Origin of the sequence: Streptomyces sp. NPDC057654 (assembly GCF_042800135.1) — a bacterium.
Taxonomy (GTDB): Bacteria; Actinomycetota; Actinomycetes; order Streptomycetales; family Streptomycetaceae; genus Streptomyces.
Window position 1 is genome coordinate 1 of sequence record NZ_JBHVHQ010000008.1, and the last position, 14,216, is coordinate 14,216.

At 68.5% G+C, this 14,216-nt stretch carries 10 protein-coding genes and 2 pseudogenes; 7 read left to right on the forward strand and 5 right to left on the reverse strand.

Translation table 11 applies throughout. From position 1 onward, the window contains the following. Positions 1-802 (reverse strand): Gfo/Idh/MocA family protein (locus tag ACFU99_RS01565; RefSeq protein ID WP_384384175.1); only part of this gene is annotated, 802 nt, incomplete at its 3' end. Between the two features lie 218 nt (positions 803-1,020). On the opposite strand from ACFU99_RS01565, the gene ACFU99_RS01570 reads away from it, so the two are divergent. The 6 genes from ACFU99_RS01570 to ACFU99_RS01595 all read left to right on the forward strand — a co-directional run bounded on the left by ACFU99_RS01570 (position 1,021) and on the right by ACFU99_RS01595 (position 7,945). Then, positions 1,021-2,235, forward strand: a complete 1,215-nt coding sequence (locus tag ACFU99_RS01570) for an ROK family protein (RefSeq protein ID WP_384384178.1) — start codon at positions 1,021-1,023, stop codon at positions 2,233-2,235. Between the two features lie 123 nt (positions 2,236-2,358). Further along, positions 2,359-3,696 (forward strand): extracellular solute-binding protein, encoded by a 1,338-nt coding sequence (locus ACFU99_RS01575; RefSeq protein ID WP_384384182.1) that lies wholly within the window; start codon positions 2,359-2,361, stop codon positions 3,694-3,696. Positions 3,697-3,858: 162 nt separating this feature from the next. Then, complete coding sequence (locus ACFU99_RS01580; RefSeq protein ID WP_384384255.1) at positions 3,859-4,746, forward strand: carbohydrate ABC transporter permease; 888 nt, start codon at positions 3,859-3,861, stop codon at positions 4,744-4,746. Positions 4,747-4,750: 4 nt separating this feature from the next. Continuing rightward, entirely contained in the window at positions 4,751-5,578 is an 828-nt protein-coding gene (locus ACFU99_RS01585) for a carbohydrate ABC transporter permease (protein WP_384384185.1), read from the forward strand. A gap of 58 nt (positions 5,579-5,636) precedes the next feature. Beyond that, positions 5,637-6,923, forward strand: coding sequence for a Gfo/Idh/MocA family protein (locus ACFU99_RS01590; protein ID WP_384384188.1), 1,287 nt, complete (start codon positions 5,637-5,639; stop codon positions 6,921-6,923). Then, complete coding sequence (locus ACFU99_RS01595; protein WP_384384191.1) at positions 6,920-7,945, forward strand: SIS domain-containing protein; 1,026 nt, start codon at positions 6,920-6,922, stop codon at positions 7,943-7,945. The genes ACFU99_RS01590 and ACFU99_RS01595 overlap by 4 nt, the downstream gene beginning before the upstream one ends. 578 nt (positions 7,946-8,523) lie before the next feature. Here the strand turns inward: ACFU99_RS01595 and ACFU99_RS01600 are convergent. Next, positions 8,524-8,763: a hypothetical protein gene (locus ACFU99_RS01600; protein ID WP_384384194.1), complete on the reverse strand. Its 240-nt coding sequence runs from the start codon at positions 8,761-8,763 to the stop codon at positions 8,524-8,526. 1,025 nt (positions 8,764-9,788) lie between these two features. Between ACFU99_RS01600 and ACFU99_RS01605 the strand changes: the two genes are divergently transcribed. Beyond that, complete coding sequence (locus ACFU99_RS01605; RefSeq protein ID WP_384384197.1) at positions 9,789-10,448, forward strand: pentapeptide repeat-containing protein; 660 nt, start codon at positions 9,789-9,791, stop codon at positions 10,446-10,448. A gap of 7 nt (positions 10,449-10,455) precedes the next feature. Here the strand turns inward: ACFU99_RS01605 and ACFU99_RS01610 are convergent. From ACFU99_RS01610 to ACFU99_RS01620, 3 genes and pseudogenes are all read right to left on the reverse strand, one after another. Beyond that, positions 10,456-10,617: pseudogene (locus ACFU99_RS01610) on the reverse strand (IS630 family transposase); the annotation flags it as partial. 115 nt (positions 10,618-10,732) lie between these two features. Beyond that, entirely contained in the window at positions 10,733-12,496 is a 1,764-nt protein-coding gene (locus tag ACFU99_RS01615) for a reverse transcriptase domain-containing protein (RefSeq protein ID WP_384384199.1), read from the reverse strand. A 655-nt stretch (positions 12,497-13,151) separates the two neighbouring features. Beyond that, positions 13,152-14,147, reverse strand: a pseudogene (locus ACFU99_RS01620) (IS630 family transposase); the annotation flags it as partial. Between the last annotated feature and the right edge of the window lie 69 nt (positions 14,148-14,216).

A 14,216-nucleotide genomic window follows, 5' to 3' on the forward strand; every position in this document is an offset into this window, starting at 1 on the left:
GGATTTCGACCTTGGGGCTGCGGGCCGCGTGCACGTTGAAGGTGGCGTCGACGGACGCGTACGTCGATTCGCCGAAGTCCAGCGTGATCAAGTAATTGTCGGGGGTGGTGACCGGCATCTCCAGGCCGTCGAAGGGGCCGCCGCGGACAGTGCGCACCGGCTCGGTGATCCCGGCGAAGGCGACGACCTGGCGGGCGGGGCCGAGGAGGCCGGTGATCTCGTGGATGCCGTACACGCCCATGTCGAGGAGGGGGCCGGCCCCCTCGCGGTAGAACCAGCTCGGGTCGGAGGGCCAGCCGTTGGGACCGCCGCCGGGGCCGGCGTGCGAGCTGCGGACCCGGGCGAAGGCGACCTTGCCGATCGCGTCGGCGCGCAGGAGTTCGCCCGCGCGCTCGTAGGGCTCGTACAGCAGGTCGGGCGGGGCGCAGACGATGGTCAGGCCGCGGGCGCGGGCGAGTTCGATGAGTTCGTCGGCCTCCTCGACGGTGGCCGCGAGCGGCTTCTCGCTGGCGAGGTGTTTGCCGTGGGCCAGGATCGTCCGGGAGGTCTCGGCGTGTACGGGGATGGGTGTGAGGTTGACGACCGCGTCGAGTTCCGCGCCCTCCAGCATCGCCTCCAGGGAGCCGAAGGCGGCGGGTATGCCGAACCGGGCGGCAACCGCGCGGGCCTGCTCGTGGTCGACGTCGGCGAGCGCGGTCACCTCCACGCGGCCTTGGTAGCGGTGCACGTTGGGCAGCACCCCGTAGGGCGCGGTGGCGATTCCGCCGCTGCCGAGTATCCCTACGCGCAGCATGTCGGCCATGCCTCCACCTCCACAACTCGTAAGTTTCTTTCGAGATAGTAGATCACCCCGGTGAGCTCACACCAGAGGCACCGGATTCCTCAAGAAAGCAGTGCCAGCAAGCCGGAATAAACAGGGATCCGGTAACGAAAGGATCTCTCCAGCGTCACCCCCTTTCTATTAAGAAAGTTTCTGATACGTTCCTCGTGCTGGAGACGACCTGGGAACGGAGAAGCGCCATGGCAGTCCGAGGAACGCCGTCGTGGCTCGGTGATCAGAACGCCGCCACCGCCCTGCGGCTGCTTCTCGACCACGGGCCGCTCAGCCGCAACGGCATCGGCGAGCTCAGCGGCCTGTCCCGGCCGACGGCGGCGCAGATGATCATGCGCCTGGAGGACAAGGGCCTCATCGAGGCCGTCGGCAAGGAGGCGGCCGGCCGCGGCCCCCAGGCGGCCGTCTACGGGGTGCGGAACGATCTGGCGTACGGCGTCGCGATCAACGTCGACCAGGAGGGGGTGCGGTCGGCCGTCGTGGACGTCGTCGGCACGGAGCACCCGACCACCTGCAAGGCAGCCTCCGGGATGCCCGCGCAGCGCAGCGCCTCTCGCGACGTCGCGGGCGCGGTGCTCGACGCCTGCGGGGCCGCCGAGGTCCCGCTCACCGCGATCCAGCACATCTGCGTGGGCGTGCCCAGCAGCGTCGACCCCCGCTCCGACGAGCTCAGTTCGGTGGAGGCGCTGCCCGGCTGGTCACGCAAGAGCATCTGCCAGCAGTTGAAGCGCGCCCTGGACTGCGAGGTCCACGTGGACAACGACGTGAACCTCGCGGCCGTGGCGGAGCGGGACGCCGGGGACTACTCCCCCACCGGCACCTTCGCCCTGCTGTGGGCCGGTTACGGCATCGGCCTGGCCGTCGACATCGCGGGCACCGTGCTGCGCGGCGCCTCGGGCGGAGCGGGCGAGATCGGCAACCTCCCGGTGCCCCGGGGGATGACGGGCCCGGACCTCCACGCCGACGACCTCGAGGGGCTGCTCGGCGCCCACGCCCTCGACCGTATCTGCCGCGAGGCGGGATGGGGCGAGGACGGCTTCGCGCGGGTGCTCGCCGGGGAGCGCCTCCCCGGCCGGGCCGCCGAGATCTACGCGCCCCGCCTCGCCCAGAGCGTGATCCCGGTGCTGGGGGTCATCGACCCCGAGGTCGTGGTCTTCGGCGGCCCCGTCGGGCGGGCCGGCGGCGACCGGCTCGCGGAGCTGACCCGGCGCCATCTGCGCGAGCACACCCGGTGGGACCCCACCGTGCGGGTGAGCGCGGTCGCCGGCGACGCCGTCCTGCACGGCGCCCGCACCACCCTCGGCCTCCGGCTGCGCGAGGCGCTCCTCGCCCGCGCGGCCGGTTCCCTGCCCGAGCAGGACCAGGCGAGCGTCCTCGCGGACCGGCTGCGCAGCATCGACTGACGGCGGCGGGCGCACCCGGCCGCCCTCTCACCCCGGCCGTCCGCCCCGGTCCGTCCCGACACCCCGTTCTCAGGAGTTCACCCCGGCACCACCTCGCACACCGCTCAGCAGGAAGGCTCCGCCATGCACCCAGCCTTGCGCCCTTTGCGCCGCCTGCGCCGGACCGGAACCTGCCTCGTCGCCGGCGCGCTGCTGCTCACCGGCTGCGCCGCCGGCACCGACGGCCCCGTCCCCGCGAAAGCGCCCTCCCACCTCTCCGGTTCCGTACAGCTCTGGCACCACTACGCGGGCCGGGAGGCGACGGTCGTCCAGGCGGCCGTGGACGACTTCGAGCAGAAGTACCCGGACGTGCACGTCACCGTGCACAGCGGCCAGCCGGACACGAAGATCACCCAGGTGGTGTCCTCGGGCGGCGACGCCGACGCGATGATCACCAACGTCAACACCACGCTCGGCACGGCCTGCAAGACCATGGAAGACCTGGCCCCGTGGATGCGCCGGGACGGTATCTCGGACCACGACTTCCAGGGCATCTTCGCCCAGGCCACCGCCTTCGGCGGACGCCGCTGCGCCCTGCCCACCACCTCGGACGTCTACGGCCTCTACTACAACCGGACGCTGCTGTCCCGGGCTGGCTACCGCACGCCCCCGCGCACCCTCCGGCAACTGGAGGACATGGCCATGAAACTGACGACCTACCACGCCGACGGCTCGCTCAAGACGCTCGGGTTCAACCCGCTCGTCGGCTTCCAGCAGAACACCTCATCCACCCTCGGGCACGCCGCGAACGTCCGCTGGATGAAGGACGGCGACGCCGCCCTGGGCTCCAGCCCGCAGTGGCACGCGCTGATGACCTGGCAGCAGAAATTCGTCCAGCGGATCGGCTACGCCAAACTCAAAACCTTCACCGCCGGCCTGGGCGACGAGTGGTCGGCCGACAACGCCTTTCAGACCGGGCGCGTCGCGATGGTTCTCGACGGCGAGTGGCGGGTGGCGTTCATCCAGGAGCAGGCGAAAGGTCTGCGGTACGGCACCGCGCCCTTCCCCGTACTCGACGGAAGCGGCCAGCGCTACGGCGGCGGCGCCACCTCGGCGGCGGACATCGGCATCAACAAGCGCTCCGCCCGCAAGGAGGCGGCCTGGGCGCTGGTGAAATACCTGACCACCGACACCGACGCCGCCGTGAAACTCGCCAACGGCATCAAGAACATCCCCACCCTCAAGAGCGCGGCGGCCTCACCCCACCTGGACGCGCCCCCGCCGTACCGCACCTTCATCGACGCCTCGGCGCACCCCGCGAGCGACACCAGCCCGGTCACCGAGATCGGCTCCACCCTCACCGCGACCGTCGACGCCTTCTGGACCGGATACCAGCAGGGTTCGGGGCGCGGACTGGACGGCGGCCTGCACAAGGTCGACACGGACATCGACAACGCACTCGGCCTGCGACGAGCGAAGTGACCCATGAGCGATTCCCCGACCTCCCTCCACCGGCCCCCGGCCGCCCGGCGTACGGCCGCGGAGCCCACCGGCCCCACGCGCGGCCGCCGCCCCACCTCCGCGGACCCGGCCCGCCGGGCCCGCGCCCGCCGCGCCCTGCGCTCGCGGCTCGTCTTCTGGTCGATGGCCGCCCCCGCCCTCATCGGGCTCCTGGTGTTCTTCGCCTACCCGCTGGGCGCCAACGTCTTCTACTCCTTCACCAACTACGACCTGGCGAGCCCGCCGAAGTGGATCGGGCTGCGCAACTACACCTACCTCTTCACCCAGGACCCGCGCGTGGGCAAGGCCGCGCTCAACACCCTGTGGTTCATGGCGATCCTCGTCCCGGTGCGCATGGCGTGCTCGCTCGGGATCGCGCTCCTTTTGACCCGCCGTAAGCGCGCCGCCGGCCTGTGGCGGACCCTCTTCTACATACCGGCCCTGGTGCCGCCCGTCGCCTCCGTCGTCGGGTTCGTCTTCCTCTTCAACCCGGGGGCGGGGCCGGTCAACGCGCTGCTGCGGGCCTTCGGCCTCAAGGGCCCGCTCTGGTTCAACGACCCCGCGCTGTCCAAGCCGTCCCTGCTCCTGCTGGGCGTCTGGATGATGGGCGACATCATGGTGATCTTCCTCGCCGCGCTGCTGGACGTGCCCAAAGACCAGTACGAGGCGGCCGACCTGGACGGCGCGGGCCCCGTCGCCACGTTCCGTTACGTCACCCTGCCGAACATCTCGCCGGTCATCCTGTTCTCCGCCGTCACCGGCGTGATCGCCGCCCTCCAGTACTTCACCGAGGCCGCCGTGGCCTCCACCGTCGCCAACGGGAAGACCGGCATCGACGCGGGCGCCGACCAGCTGCTCGGCTACCCCGACGACTCGCTGCTCACCTTCACCCAGTGGATGTACGTCCAGGGCTTCAGCAGCTTCCAGCTCGGCTACGCCGCCGCGATGGCCGTCGTGCTCTTCGCCGTCGCCGCCGCCGTCATGGCCATCCTGCTCCGCAAGGCCGGCCTCTTCCGCCAGAAGGAGGCATGACGCCATGACCATCAGGAGAGCCCTCGGCTACGTGGCCGAGCACGCCCTGCTCATCGCCCTCGCCATCATCTTCCTCATCCCCGTCGTCTTCGTCGTCCTGACCTCCTTCATGGGCGGGCACCAGACCCTGACCGGGGCGCTGTGGCCGCACCCCTTCCAGTGGTCGAACTACCTCACCGCGTTCCGCACCGCACCGCTCGGCCGCTGGTTCGCCAACTCCCTGCTCTACGCGGGCGGCTCGACGCTCCTCATGCTGCTCTCCTCGGTACCCATGGCCTACCTCCTCGCCAAGGTCCGCTTCCGCGGCGCGAACCTGCTCTTCTTCGCGGTCATCGTCGCGATGCTGCTGCCCCCGCAGGTCACCCAGGTCCCCCTGTACGTGATGTGGGCACAGCTGCGGGTGGTCGGCACCTTCTGGCCGCTGATCCTCCCGCACCTGTTCGGCAACGCCTTCAGCATCTTCCTGCTGCGCCAGTTCTTCCTCTCCATCCCCACCTCGTACCTGGACGCCGCGCGCCTGGACGGCAACGGCGAGTGGGGCGTGCTGACCCGGGTCGTGGTCCCGATGGCGAAACCCGGCATCGCCGCCGCCTCCATCTTCATGTTCTTCCAGTGCTGGAACGACTACTACGGGCCGCTGCTGTACACCTCGGAGAACCCCGCGCACTGGACCGTCGCCTACGGCCTCGCCTCCTTCCACGGCGCCCACAGCACCGACTGGGGAGTGATCATGGCCGTCACCACGCTCGCCACCCTCCCCGTGGTCCTCGTCTTCTTCTTCGCCCAGCGCACCTTCGTCGAAGGCATCACCCTCACCGGGGTGAAGGGCTGACGCCCCTCCCGCGCACCGCCGAACCGCACCCTCCGCCCAGAGCAAGGACACCACTTCCGTGAACGCAGCACACGACGCGCCGCTCGGCATCGGCATCATCGGCAGCGGCTTCATCGCCCACTTCCACGTCAGGTCCTGGCAGTCCATCCGCGGCTCCGACATCGTCGCCACCCACTCCCGCACCCTCGACCGGGCCCGCGAACTCGCCTCGTACGCCGAGGAGCTGCGGGTCGGCACCGACGTCACCCCGTACGACGACATCGCCGCGCTGGTGCGCGACGAACGCGTCGACGCCGTCTGGGTGCTCACCCCGAACCACACCCGCGTCGACGTGATCCGGGCGGTGTGCGAGGAGGTGCGCTCCGGACGGGCGGCCCTGCGCGGCATCGCCGTGGAGAAACCGCTGGGACGCAACCTCGCCGAGGCCCGCCACGTCGCCGGCCTGGTAGAGGAGTCCGGGCTGCGCCACGCCTACCTGGAGAACCAGGTGTACGCGCCACGGCTGACCCGCACCCGGGAGCTCATGTGGGCCCGCGGCGCGAGCCACTCCGGCACCCCCTACCTGGCCCGGTGCACCGAGGAGCACTCCGGGCCCCACTCCGCATGGTTCTGGGACAGCCAGGCACAGGGCGGCGGCGTCCTCAACGACCTGATGTGCCACTCCCTGGAGGCCGGCCGCTTCCTCCTCACCCCGCCCGGGAAGAACCCCGGCGACTGGCTGCGGCCGGTGTCGGTGACCGCCACCATCGCCTCGCTGCGCTGGGGGCGCGAGCGGTACGCGGCCCAGCTGGAACAAACCCACCCCGGCGTGCAGGACTACCGGACCACCCCGTCCGAGGACTACGCCAACGCCACCTACACCTTCGTCAACGGCGACGGCGAGCCCGTCATCGTCGAGGCGATGACCTCATGGGGCTACGTGGGCGCGGGCATGCGCCTGTCCTTCGAACTCCTCGGCCCCGAGTACTCGATGAACGCCAACTCGCTCACCGGCGACGCGACCGTCTTCTTCTCCCGGGACCTGCAGCAGAACCAGGGCGAGGACATGCTGGAGAAACAGAACGCGGAACAGGGCCTCATGCCCGTGATCGCCGACGAACCCGCGGCCTACGGCTACGTCGCCGAGAACACCCACATCACCCGGATGTTCACCGACGGCCGGCAGCCCGCCGAGTCCCTGGACAGCGGCGTCGCCGTCACCGAACTCCTCATGGCCGCCTACTACGCGGCCGAAACCGCCACCGTCGTCCACTTCCCCCTCGACCTCACCGACTACGTGCCCGCCGTCGCCCGCCGGGCCTGGCACCCGCGCGGCAGCACGCAGGAGAACGGAGCGGACGCATGAGCGGCGTTCCCACCTACGGATACACCTTCGCCGAGGGACGCGCGGCACAACTGCCCGCCCTGCGCGAGCTCGCCGCCCGGCTGCCGGAACGGCTGGAGCGGTGGCGGCCCTCCTGGCGGCGCATCCTCCTCGCGGGGATCGGGGCGAGCCACGCGGCGCTCGCCACACCCCTGCACGACCTGCGGGCCTCAGGCATCGAAGCCGCACGCACGGACTGCTCGGACTACCCGATCACCACCACAGGCTACGACGCGGTGCTCGCGCTCTCGCAAAGCGGCCGCAGCAGAGAGACCACCGACCTCGTGGCCCGGTTCAGCGCGGCAGGCGTCGCCACCGTGGCGCTCACCAACGCCGAGCACAGCCCGCTCCGGGAGGCGGCCGGCACCACAGTGTCCGCCGGCGACTACCCCGACAGCAGGGTCTCCACGGTCGGCTTCGTCGTCACCTTCGCGGCGCTGGGCATGCTCACGGACGTGCTCACCGGCGGACGCGTCCACGGCGGCTGGGCGCGCGTGCCCGAGGCAGTCGAGAAGGCCCTGGCCGCGGAAGCGGACCGGCTGGCCGACTTCGCGGCCGGGCCACTGCGGCACGGAACGCTCGATGTCGTGGCCTCGGCACCGCAGCTGACCACGGCCGAGGCGGCGGCACTGCTCTTCCGCGAGGGCCCGCTCGTACCGGCCACCGCCTACGGCACCCGCACCTACCTGCACGGGCCAATGGACGTCGCCTCTGCCACGACGAGCCACATCGTGATCGGCGGCGGGCGGGAGGCGGCGCTCGCCGCGCAGCTGCTGCAGAAACCGACGGCCGTACTGGCCGTCACGGACGAGTCCGTCCCGCTCCCGCCCGGAGCCGTCCCCCTGCGGATACCCGCCGCATTCACCCCGGCGCAGCGCGCCCTCATCGAGGTGTGCGTGCTCCAGGATCTCGTGGCACGGGTGGCCGAATCCCGGGACGAGTCCGTGGACAAGGTCGCCTTCGCCCGCGAGGACACGAAGATCGGCGCTCTCGCCGAACTGTGACGGGCCCGTCACGCCGGGGCGGCGCTCCCGTCCCGGCGTTTCCACGGCAGCCTCCTGCTGGCCAACCCCGTGACAGAACCGTCATTTGCCTACCCCACCCCGCTATGTTCTCCGCGGTCCTGCAATGGGGCCGCTGGCCCCCGGGGCCCGAGAGGTGGCACGTCTTCCTCGCGGCAGCGAGTGTGCTGGTAGCGATCATCGCCCTGGTGAGGTAGTCGCTCGGCTCGCCGAGTGCTCACCCCGAACCCGACGGACACGACCCGGGTGGCTGTGCAAGCAGCGAGCCCGGTCGCTAGATGGACGACCGGGCTCGGTGACTGCAGGAGGCTCGCAGTCCCGGCGACCAGACCGGGGCTCGGGCCTCTTGTGCGATCCCGTCGCCGGACACCGCACGTCGTGACGCAATCAGATGGCGCCGAATTGGACGAAACCGAGTATAGCAGCCCCATCAGCTCGCCGGCGGAAGAGCGCGGCACCATGGTCACAAGGTGCCAGACGGCCGCGGCGTCCTGCCGGGCCTGTCCGCGACTACTGGGGCTCCGGCTGTACGACGTGACGTCCGGAGTCCGGCCTGATGATCACTGAATTGGCGGTATGCGGTCAGGGAACAGCAACCGCGCTTGTCGGTTCACCATGTTCAGAAACTCGGCAAGGTTGTCCGGGTGAATGGCGACACGTTGTGCGACCACTGGCCCTTGGCCGTTGACCCTGCCGGACAGCCTGAGAATCAAAGAGAGTCCAGCCCCTTCTTCAGTGACTGTCTCGACAGTTCCCACCTCGAGACCCGTCAGGGCCAAGGTCGGCTCGTCGTCAGACATACGTTCACCCTTTCCACCTCTGATCAGTCGCCTCTGAGAGACGCGTCGGAAGACGCATGCCATGCATCAAAGACCCGTACCGCGCTGGCAGTCTGGGCGACGATACCGGCTTCCGGCGCGTAGCGGCGGAAGCCCCTGCCATCGAGATGCGGCCCCGACAGCAAGGGAGACGGGGACCCATACCCATCTGAGACATCTCGCCCACACTGCCCACCAGTCAGCGCTATCGCGTATCCAAGCTGATCGATGTCGTTGGACAGTCAGGGAAGGCGAAGGCATCAAAGCGCCGTCTTGCTCGGGCGCCTGTGCCGGTAGGCGCGGGCGGTACTCAGACCGGCCGTCGCCACGATCGGAGCCGACCCCATTCCGGGTTCCGTGGCGCGGTCGCCGGTCCGTCCCGCTGGGCGTGTGTGGCCCGCGCCGTCACGTGGGCGGAGGCGGTTCCGGTTCTGCAGGAACCGGTGATCACGGCGGCTGCCCCGCCTCCACCCGCCATAGCGGGGCAGCTGCTACCGGCCCCTGTCCGCCCCGGTCATCACCGGGGCGTGGGCCGTCCGCGTCGGCGGGGACCGTGTACAAGGGGACAGGGTGGAAACGGTTGTCTGTCACGGACCTCAGCGCCATATCGCCACCCGCGGATCGTATCCATCGCTTGTGCATCCGGCTGGGCAGACGGCTGTCCGAGGAGCAGCGCATGCCCACCCCGTCAGCCGTTCATCGCGTGCTCGCCGCCACGCCGAGGCGGAGGGCTCTGGGCGCGGCGGTGGTCTTGCCGCGGCACACGAAGGCAATTCCGTTCTTGATGCGCACTTTTGACAGCTTCCCTGCGTGGCGGGCAAGGGGCGCTAGGGGCTGACGCTCCCATAGGCGCCGCGTCTTCCCGTTTCGGTCTTCGGCAATTGAGGGATGTGCGGCGAGTTGCGGTAGACATGGAGCCTCTCTCGCCCGGCCCCTGCCATCGGAGTCTGGTGAGTCCCGGCCCGGACCGTGACCGGCCTCTGATTCCTGGCTCCTGGAGACATCTGATGCGCGCTCGTCCTCCCCGCGAACTCGCCGAACTCCCGTACGCACACCGCCTGACGCCGTTCATCGGGAGGATCGAAAGGGAGGGCACCTACGATTGGCTTCATTTCGACGGCTGCGTATTCGAAGACGTGGACGGCGGAAGTTCGGGCTTCACCGAGTCCGCGTTCTCCGGAGTGACGTTCACGCGGGGCCGTTACCGGCGCGCCCAGTTTGACGACGTCTGGCTGCACACCGTGCGCGTGGTGGGGGCAGACCTCGCAGAGACCACCTGGATGGACAGCGAGTGTGATGAGGTGGTCCTCGCCGGCACAGAAATCTCCGGCTCGCGCATGAACCGCGTCACTTTCCACAACTGCAAGTTCGACTCGGTCAACACCCGGCTGGCGAAGCTGCGGAACGTCTCGTTCGTGGACTGCCTCCTGCGCGACGTCGACTTCGGTGGAGCCACGCTCATCAACGTCACCTTCCCCGGATCCACTCTGGACCGGGCGCACTTCGACAACGTCAAGTTGACCAACGTCGACCTGCGGAAGGCGGCCGGGCTGAGCATCGCCTCCGGTCTCGAATCCTTGAAGGGCGCAACGATCAGTACCTGTCAGCTCCTGGACATGGCACCTGCGCTGGCCCAGGCCCTCGGCCTCACCGTGAAAGACGACTAGTGCCGCATCAGGCAACGTTTGCCCTGTCGACGACCGTGCGGAGGTGCCGGTCGTCGGCATGGCGGTTTCGCCAGATGATGCATCGGCGGATCATGCTGCCCTGTTCTTTGTGGGAGGCGTGATCGGTGCCGTCGAGGGTGAAGTACCGCAGGGCGGTGAACTGGGCCTCGTCGGGTAGGACCGCTGCATTGCTGCAGCGGTCCCCCCTCAGAACCGGCCATGCCCGTTTCCGAGCAACCGGCTCAAGCAAGCCCCTCGGGCTCGCGGGCGGACAGAAGTGCTGGTCACTGGCCGGGGCCAGTGGCCAGCCGACGCTGGCAGTGGGTGTGTATCAGGCGTGAGGTGGCGGGTTTGTCCGGCGTGCCGTTGCCCGCATCTGCGGAAACCGCGTGTTTGCGGATCGCGGTGCGGGTGCCCTTGAGCCACTGTTCCCACTGGTCGGGGGTTTGCGGCTCGTCGTCGGCGTGCAGCAGCGTCCCTCCGCAGAGCGGGCATCGGCCGTCCTGCTTCTGCAGCAGATGCAAGGTGCCTTTGCCCAACGGGAGTTTGCCGCGGCGGTGCCGCTTGGCCCAGAAGTCGGCCAGGGCGGGATCGTCGGTTGACGCCCTCCCCGGCACCATCCGGTGCCGGACGATCGGCGTCCAGGCGAACTTGTAGAGGTAGAAACTGCTGGCGCGGTCCCCAAACACCCACGTGTCCTGCCTGAACGGATTGAACATGCCGAAGTACCGGGCGGTCACCCAGCGCATCGGCTTGTTCGGGTGGGAGAACTTGGCCCACTTGTAGACCAGCCTCCACACATAGGCGTCCAGCGAGTTGAACGCCCGCTTGGATACCCCGATCCGGTAGTAAGCGGACCAGCCCTTGATGATCGGGTTGAGCTTGGCGATCACCGCGTCGGCGTTGGCCCCTCGCAGGGCCAGCACCTCGGCGGCGAGCCGTTCCCGGATCCGCCGCAGGGCCGCGTTACTCGGCTTGGTCAGCAGCTTGCCGCGATAGCGTCGGATATTAAACCCCAAGAAGTCGCAGCCCTCATCAAGGTGGACAATGCGCGTCTTGTCCTCGTTGAAAGCCAGCCCCCGGGGCGTGAGCCACACAGCCAGTTGTGCCTTGACCTGCTCGGCCTGTTCCCGTGAATGGCACAGGGCGAGGAGGTCGTCGGCGTAGACGACCACCACCGGGGAATCGCGCGCCAGGAGCACGGCATCACTGCCGGGATTCTGGTAGCGGACTCCGGCGGCCCTTCCCATTCCGTGCAAGGCGATGTTCAACAACGCAGGACTGATCACCCCACCCTGGGGAGTTCCCTCCACCGTGGGGGTGAACCAACCTTTCTCGACCACACCGGCCTTCAGCCATCCGGCAATCATTCCCCTCGCGGGGAAAGTGCCCAATGACGCGAGCAAGTGATCGTGGTCGATTCGGTCGAATGCCGCTTTCAAGTCGGCGTCGAGCACCCACAGGCGTTTGGCGTTCTTGCCGCTCGCCGTCGTGTGGATGGCAACGATCGCGTCATGACAGCCGCGACCAGGTCGAAAGCCGTAGACCTTCGGTTCCAGCCGTGCCTCCCACTCGGGCTCCACTGCATTCAGCGTCAGAGCTTGTAGGCATCTGTCTGCGATCACGGGAATTCCGAGTGGGCGCTGTTTCCCATTCGCCTTGGCTATATACACCCGCTTGACGGGCTTGGGCTTCCACGGGGCCGCGTCATGCTGGACCCAGTCGGCCATCTCGGCCTTTCCCTGGGGCAGCAGGACGACTTTCCCGTCGATACCCGCCGTCTTGCGGCCAGCGTTGACCTCCGTGACCCGCCGCACACTCGCGAGTGCGTTGGCGCGGGAGCGGAGCATCAACTTCTGCAGGTTCCTGACCTTGGCCAGGTCTCCTGCCTGCGATGCCGTAAAGATGCGTTGCCGCAGACGCCGTACGTCGTCCTCGACCTTCCGCCAGTCGATCGACGACCAGTCGGTGATCTCGTCCTCCGGTCCGTTCGCCATGCCGGCTGCGGTCGCAGCGGCTTGCGCCGCCCCAGCCACGTGTGTCGTCACGGCGTCCAACTTGCCCTTCGGTTCAGGTGTCTTCGGTCATCGATTCCTCACAGGCTCACCAGACCCACGTCAGCACCCTTTCAGGTCGGGGCATCGGCCCCTATCCGGCCAGTTATGCGGAAACCGCCGACGGAGGTGTCGGTGCATGGTTCTCGTTTTCCTGCTGCCTTTCGGCGACCGGCATTCGCTTGCTGGGTCTTCCTGCGCCCGCTGGAGATTTGGGCCTTCCTTGCGGTTGGCTTACCAGGCCAGCACTGCATTGCCTGGACTCCATCGGGGTTGTCACGTTCCGCATGAGAGAGATGCTGCCGGGGAGGGTGCCCTCTGCACCCCGGGGACGGCGGTGCACTCCCGACCAGCCAGATTTCTCCGGTCGGCGCCTGCCGCTTTCCAGCGGCCAGTCCCTATCTCCCGCTGAAACAGCCCATCGGCGAGAGTGCTCATGACGAGGCATCATCAAGGGTTCATTCGCATTCACCCGTCCGGCATTTCCCAGCCTGTAACCCCCGGATGGAACGAGGGTCCTTGGGCAATTCCCCGGGCTTCGCACCCCGCGATTACTCACGACGCACGCCGGGGCGGGAACAAGCCCTGTGCACTGGCCCGGGTCCTATACCTTCGACATCAGTCGAACCTCCTTGGTGATTTCCACTCTTCTCAAGCGACTTTCGTGTCGCACGATCCGGTTCAGCCAGGAGGAGTTCGTCGGCGTGTAGGCGATCTCGACGTTGTTGTCCGCGGCCCAGGTACCGACCCCCTGGCAGCGTTTCGTGGTCAGGTGCGGGGAGAAGTTGTCGCAGACGATCGCTATGCGGGTGTCCGGTGGGTGGAGAGCGCGCAGGTAGCGGCAGAACTCCAGGAACTGTGTCCGTCTCTTGACCGGCTTGATATGGCCGTAGAGCTTGTCCTTGGCCAGGTCCAGGGCGGCGAACAGGTGCCGGACTCCGCCGTAGCGGTTGTAGGTGGCCCGGCGCCTGCGGCGCGGTTCGCGAGCGGGATCTTTGTGACTGCCGCCACGTTCGGCCCATTGCCGTCCGGGGTGCGGCATCAGGTTGAGCGGACCGAACTCGTCCATGCAGAAGACGACATCGGGTTCGCCGTCCTCGGGTATGACCTCGCCGTCGGCGATTGCGTAGAGGTGTTCGACGCGGGCCTTCTTGGCCGCGTAGTCGGGGTCACGGGAGGTCTTCCAGGTCTTTATGCGTTGAAAGGAGACGCCTTCCTCGCGGAGCAGGATGCGCAGGCCCTCGTGGCTGATGTCGTCGACCACCCCCTCGGCGACCAGGAAGTCCGCCAGCTTGGTCAGGCTCCAGGCCGAGAACGGCAGGTCGTGCTCGGTGGGCTTGGACTTGGCGATCTTCTTGATCTCACGGCGCTCGGGCAGCGTGAACGTCTTCGGGCGACCGCCCTTGTACTTCGGGTAGAGCGAGTCGAAGCCGTCGGTGTTGAAGTTGTGGATCACATCGCGGACCCGGTCGTTGCTGGTGAACGACACCTCGGCAATCTTCGCTGTCGGCATGCCCTGCGCGGACAGCAGGACCATCTGGGCCCGCCGCCAGGTCACCACTGACCCAGTGCCCCTGCGGATGATCCGCAGCAGCCGTTTGCCCTCGTCACCGTCGATCTCGCGTACGCGCACTCGTTCCGCCACCGGGACAGCGTGCCGCACACGCGCCGCCCAGCGAAGTACCGAGACGGCGTGGCACATCACAACGGGGCA

What these genes read in the sequence shown, in the direction of transcription:
- ACFU99_RS01600 (WP_384384194.1), bottom strand. Translation starts at nt 8,763, where the DNA reads ATGTCTGACGACGAGCCGACCTTGGCCCTGACGGGTCTCGAGGTGGGA.
- ACFU99_RS01605 (WP_384384197.1), top strand. Translation starts at nt 9,789, where the DNA reads ATGCGCGCTCGTCCTCCCCGCGAACTCGCCGAACTCCCGTACGCACAC.
- ACFU99_RS01575 (WP_384384182.1), top strand. Translation starts at nt 2,359, where the DNA reads ATGCACCCAGCCTTGCGCCCTTTGCGCCGCCTGCGCCGGACCGGAACC.
- ACFU99_RS01570 (WP_384384178.1), top strand. Translation starts at nt 1,021, where the DNA reads ATGGCAGTCCGAGGAACGCCGTCGTGGCTCGGTGATCAGAACGCCGCC.
- ACFU99_RS01595 (WP_384384191.1), top strand. Translation starts at nt 6,920, where the DNA reads ATGAGCGGCGTTCCCACCTACGGATACACCTTCGCCGAGGGACGCGCG.
- ACFU99_RS01585 (WP_384384185.1), top strand. Translation starts at nt 4,751, where the DNA reads ATGACCATCAGGAGAGCCCTCGGCTACGTGGCCGAGCACGCCCTGCTC.
- ACFU99_RS01580 (WP_384384255.1), top strand. Translation starts at nt 3,859, where the DNA reads ATGGCCGCCCCCGCCCTCATCGGGCTCCTGGTGTTCTTCGCCTACCCG.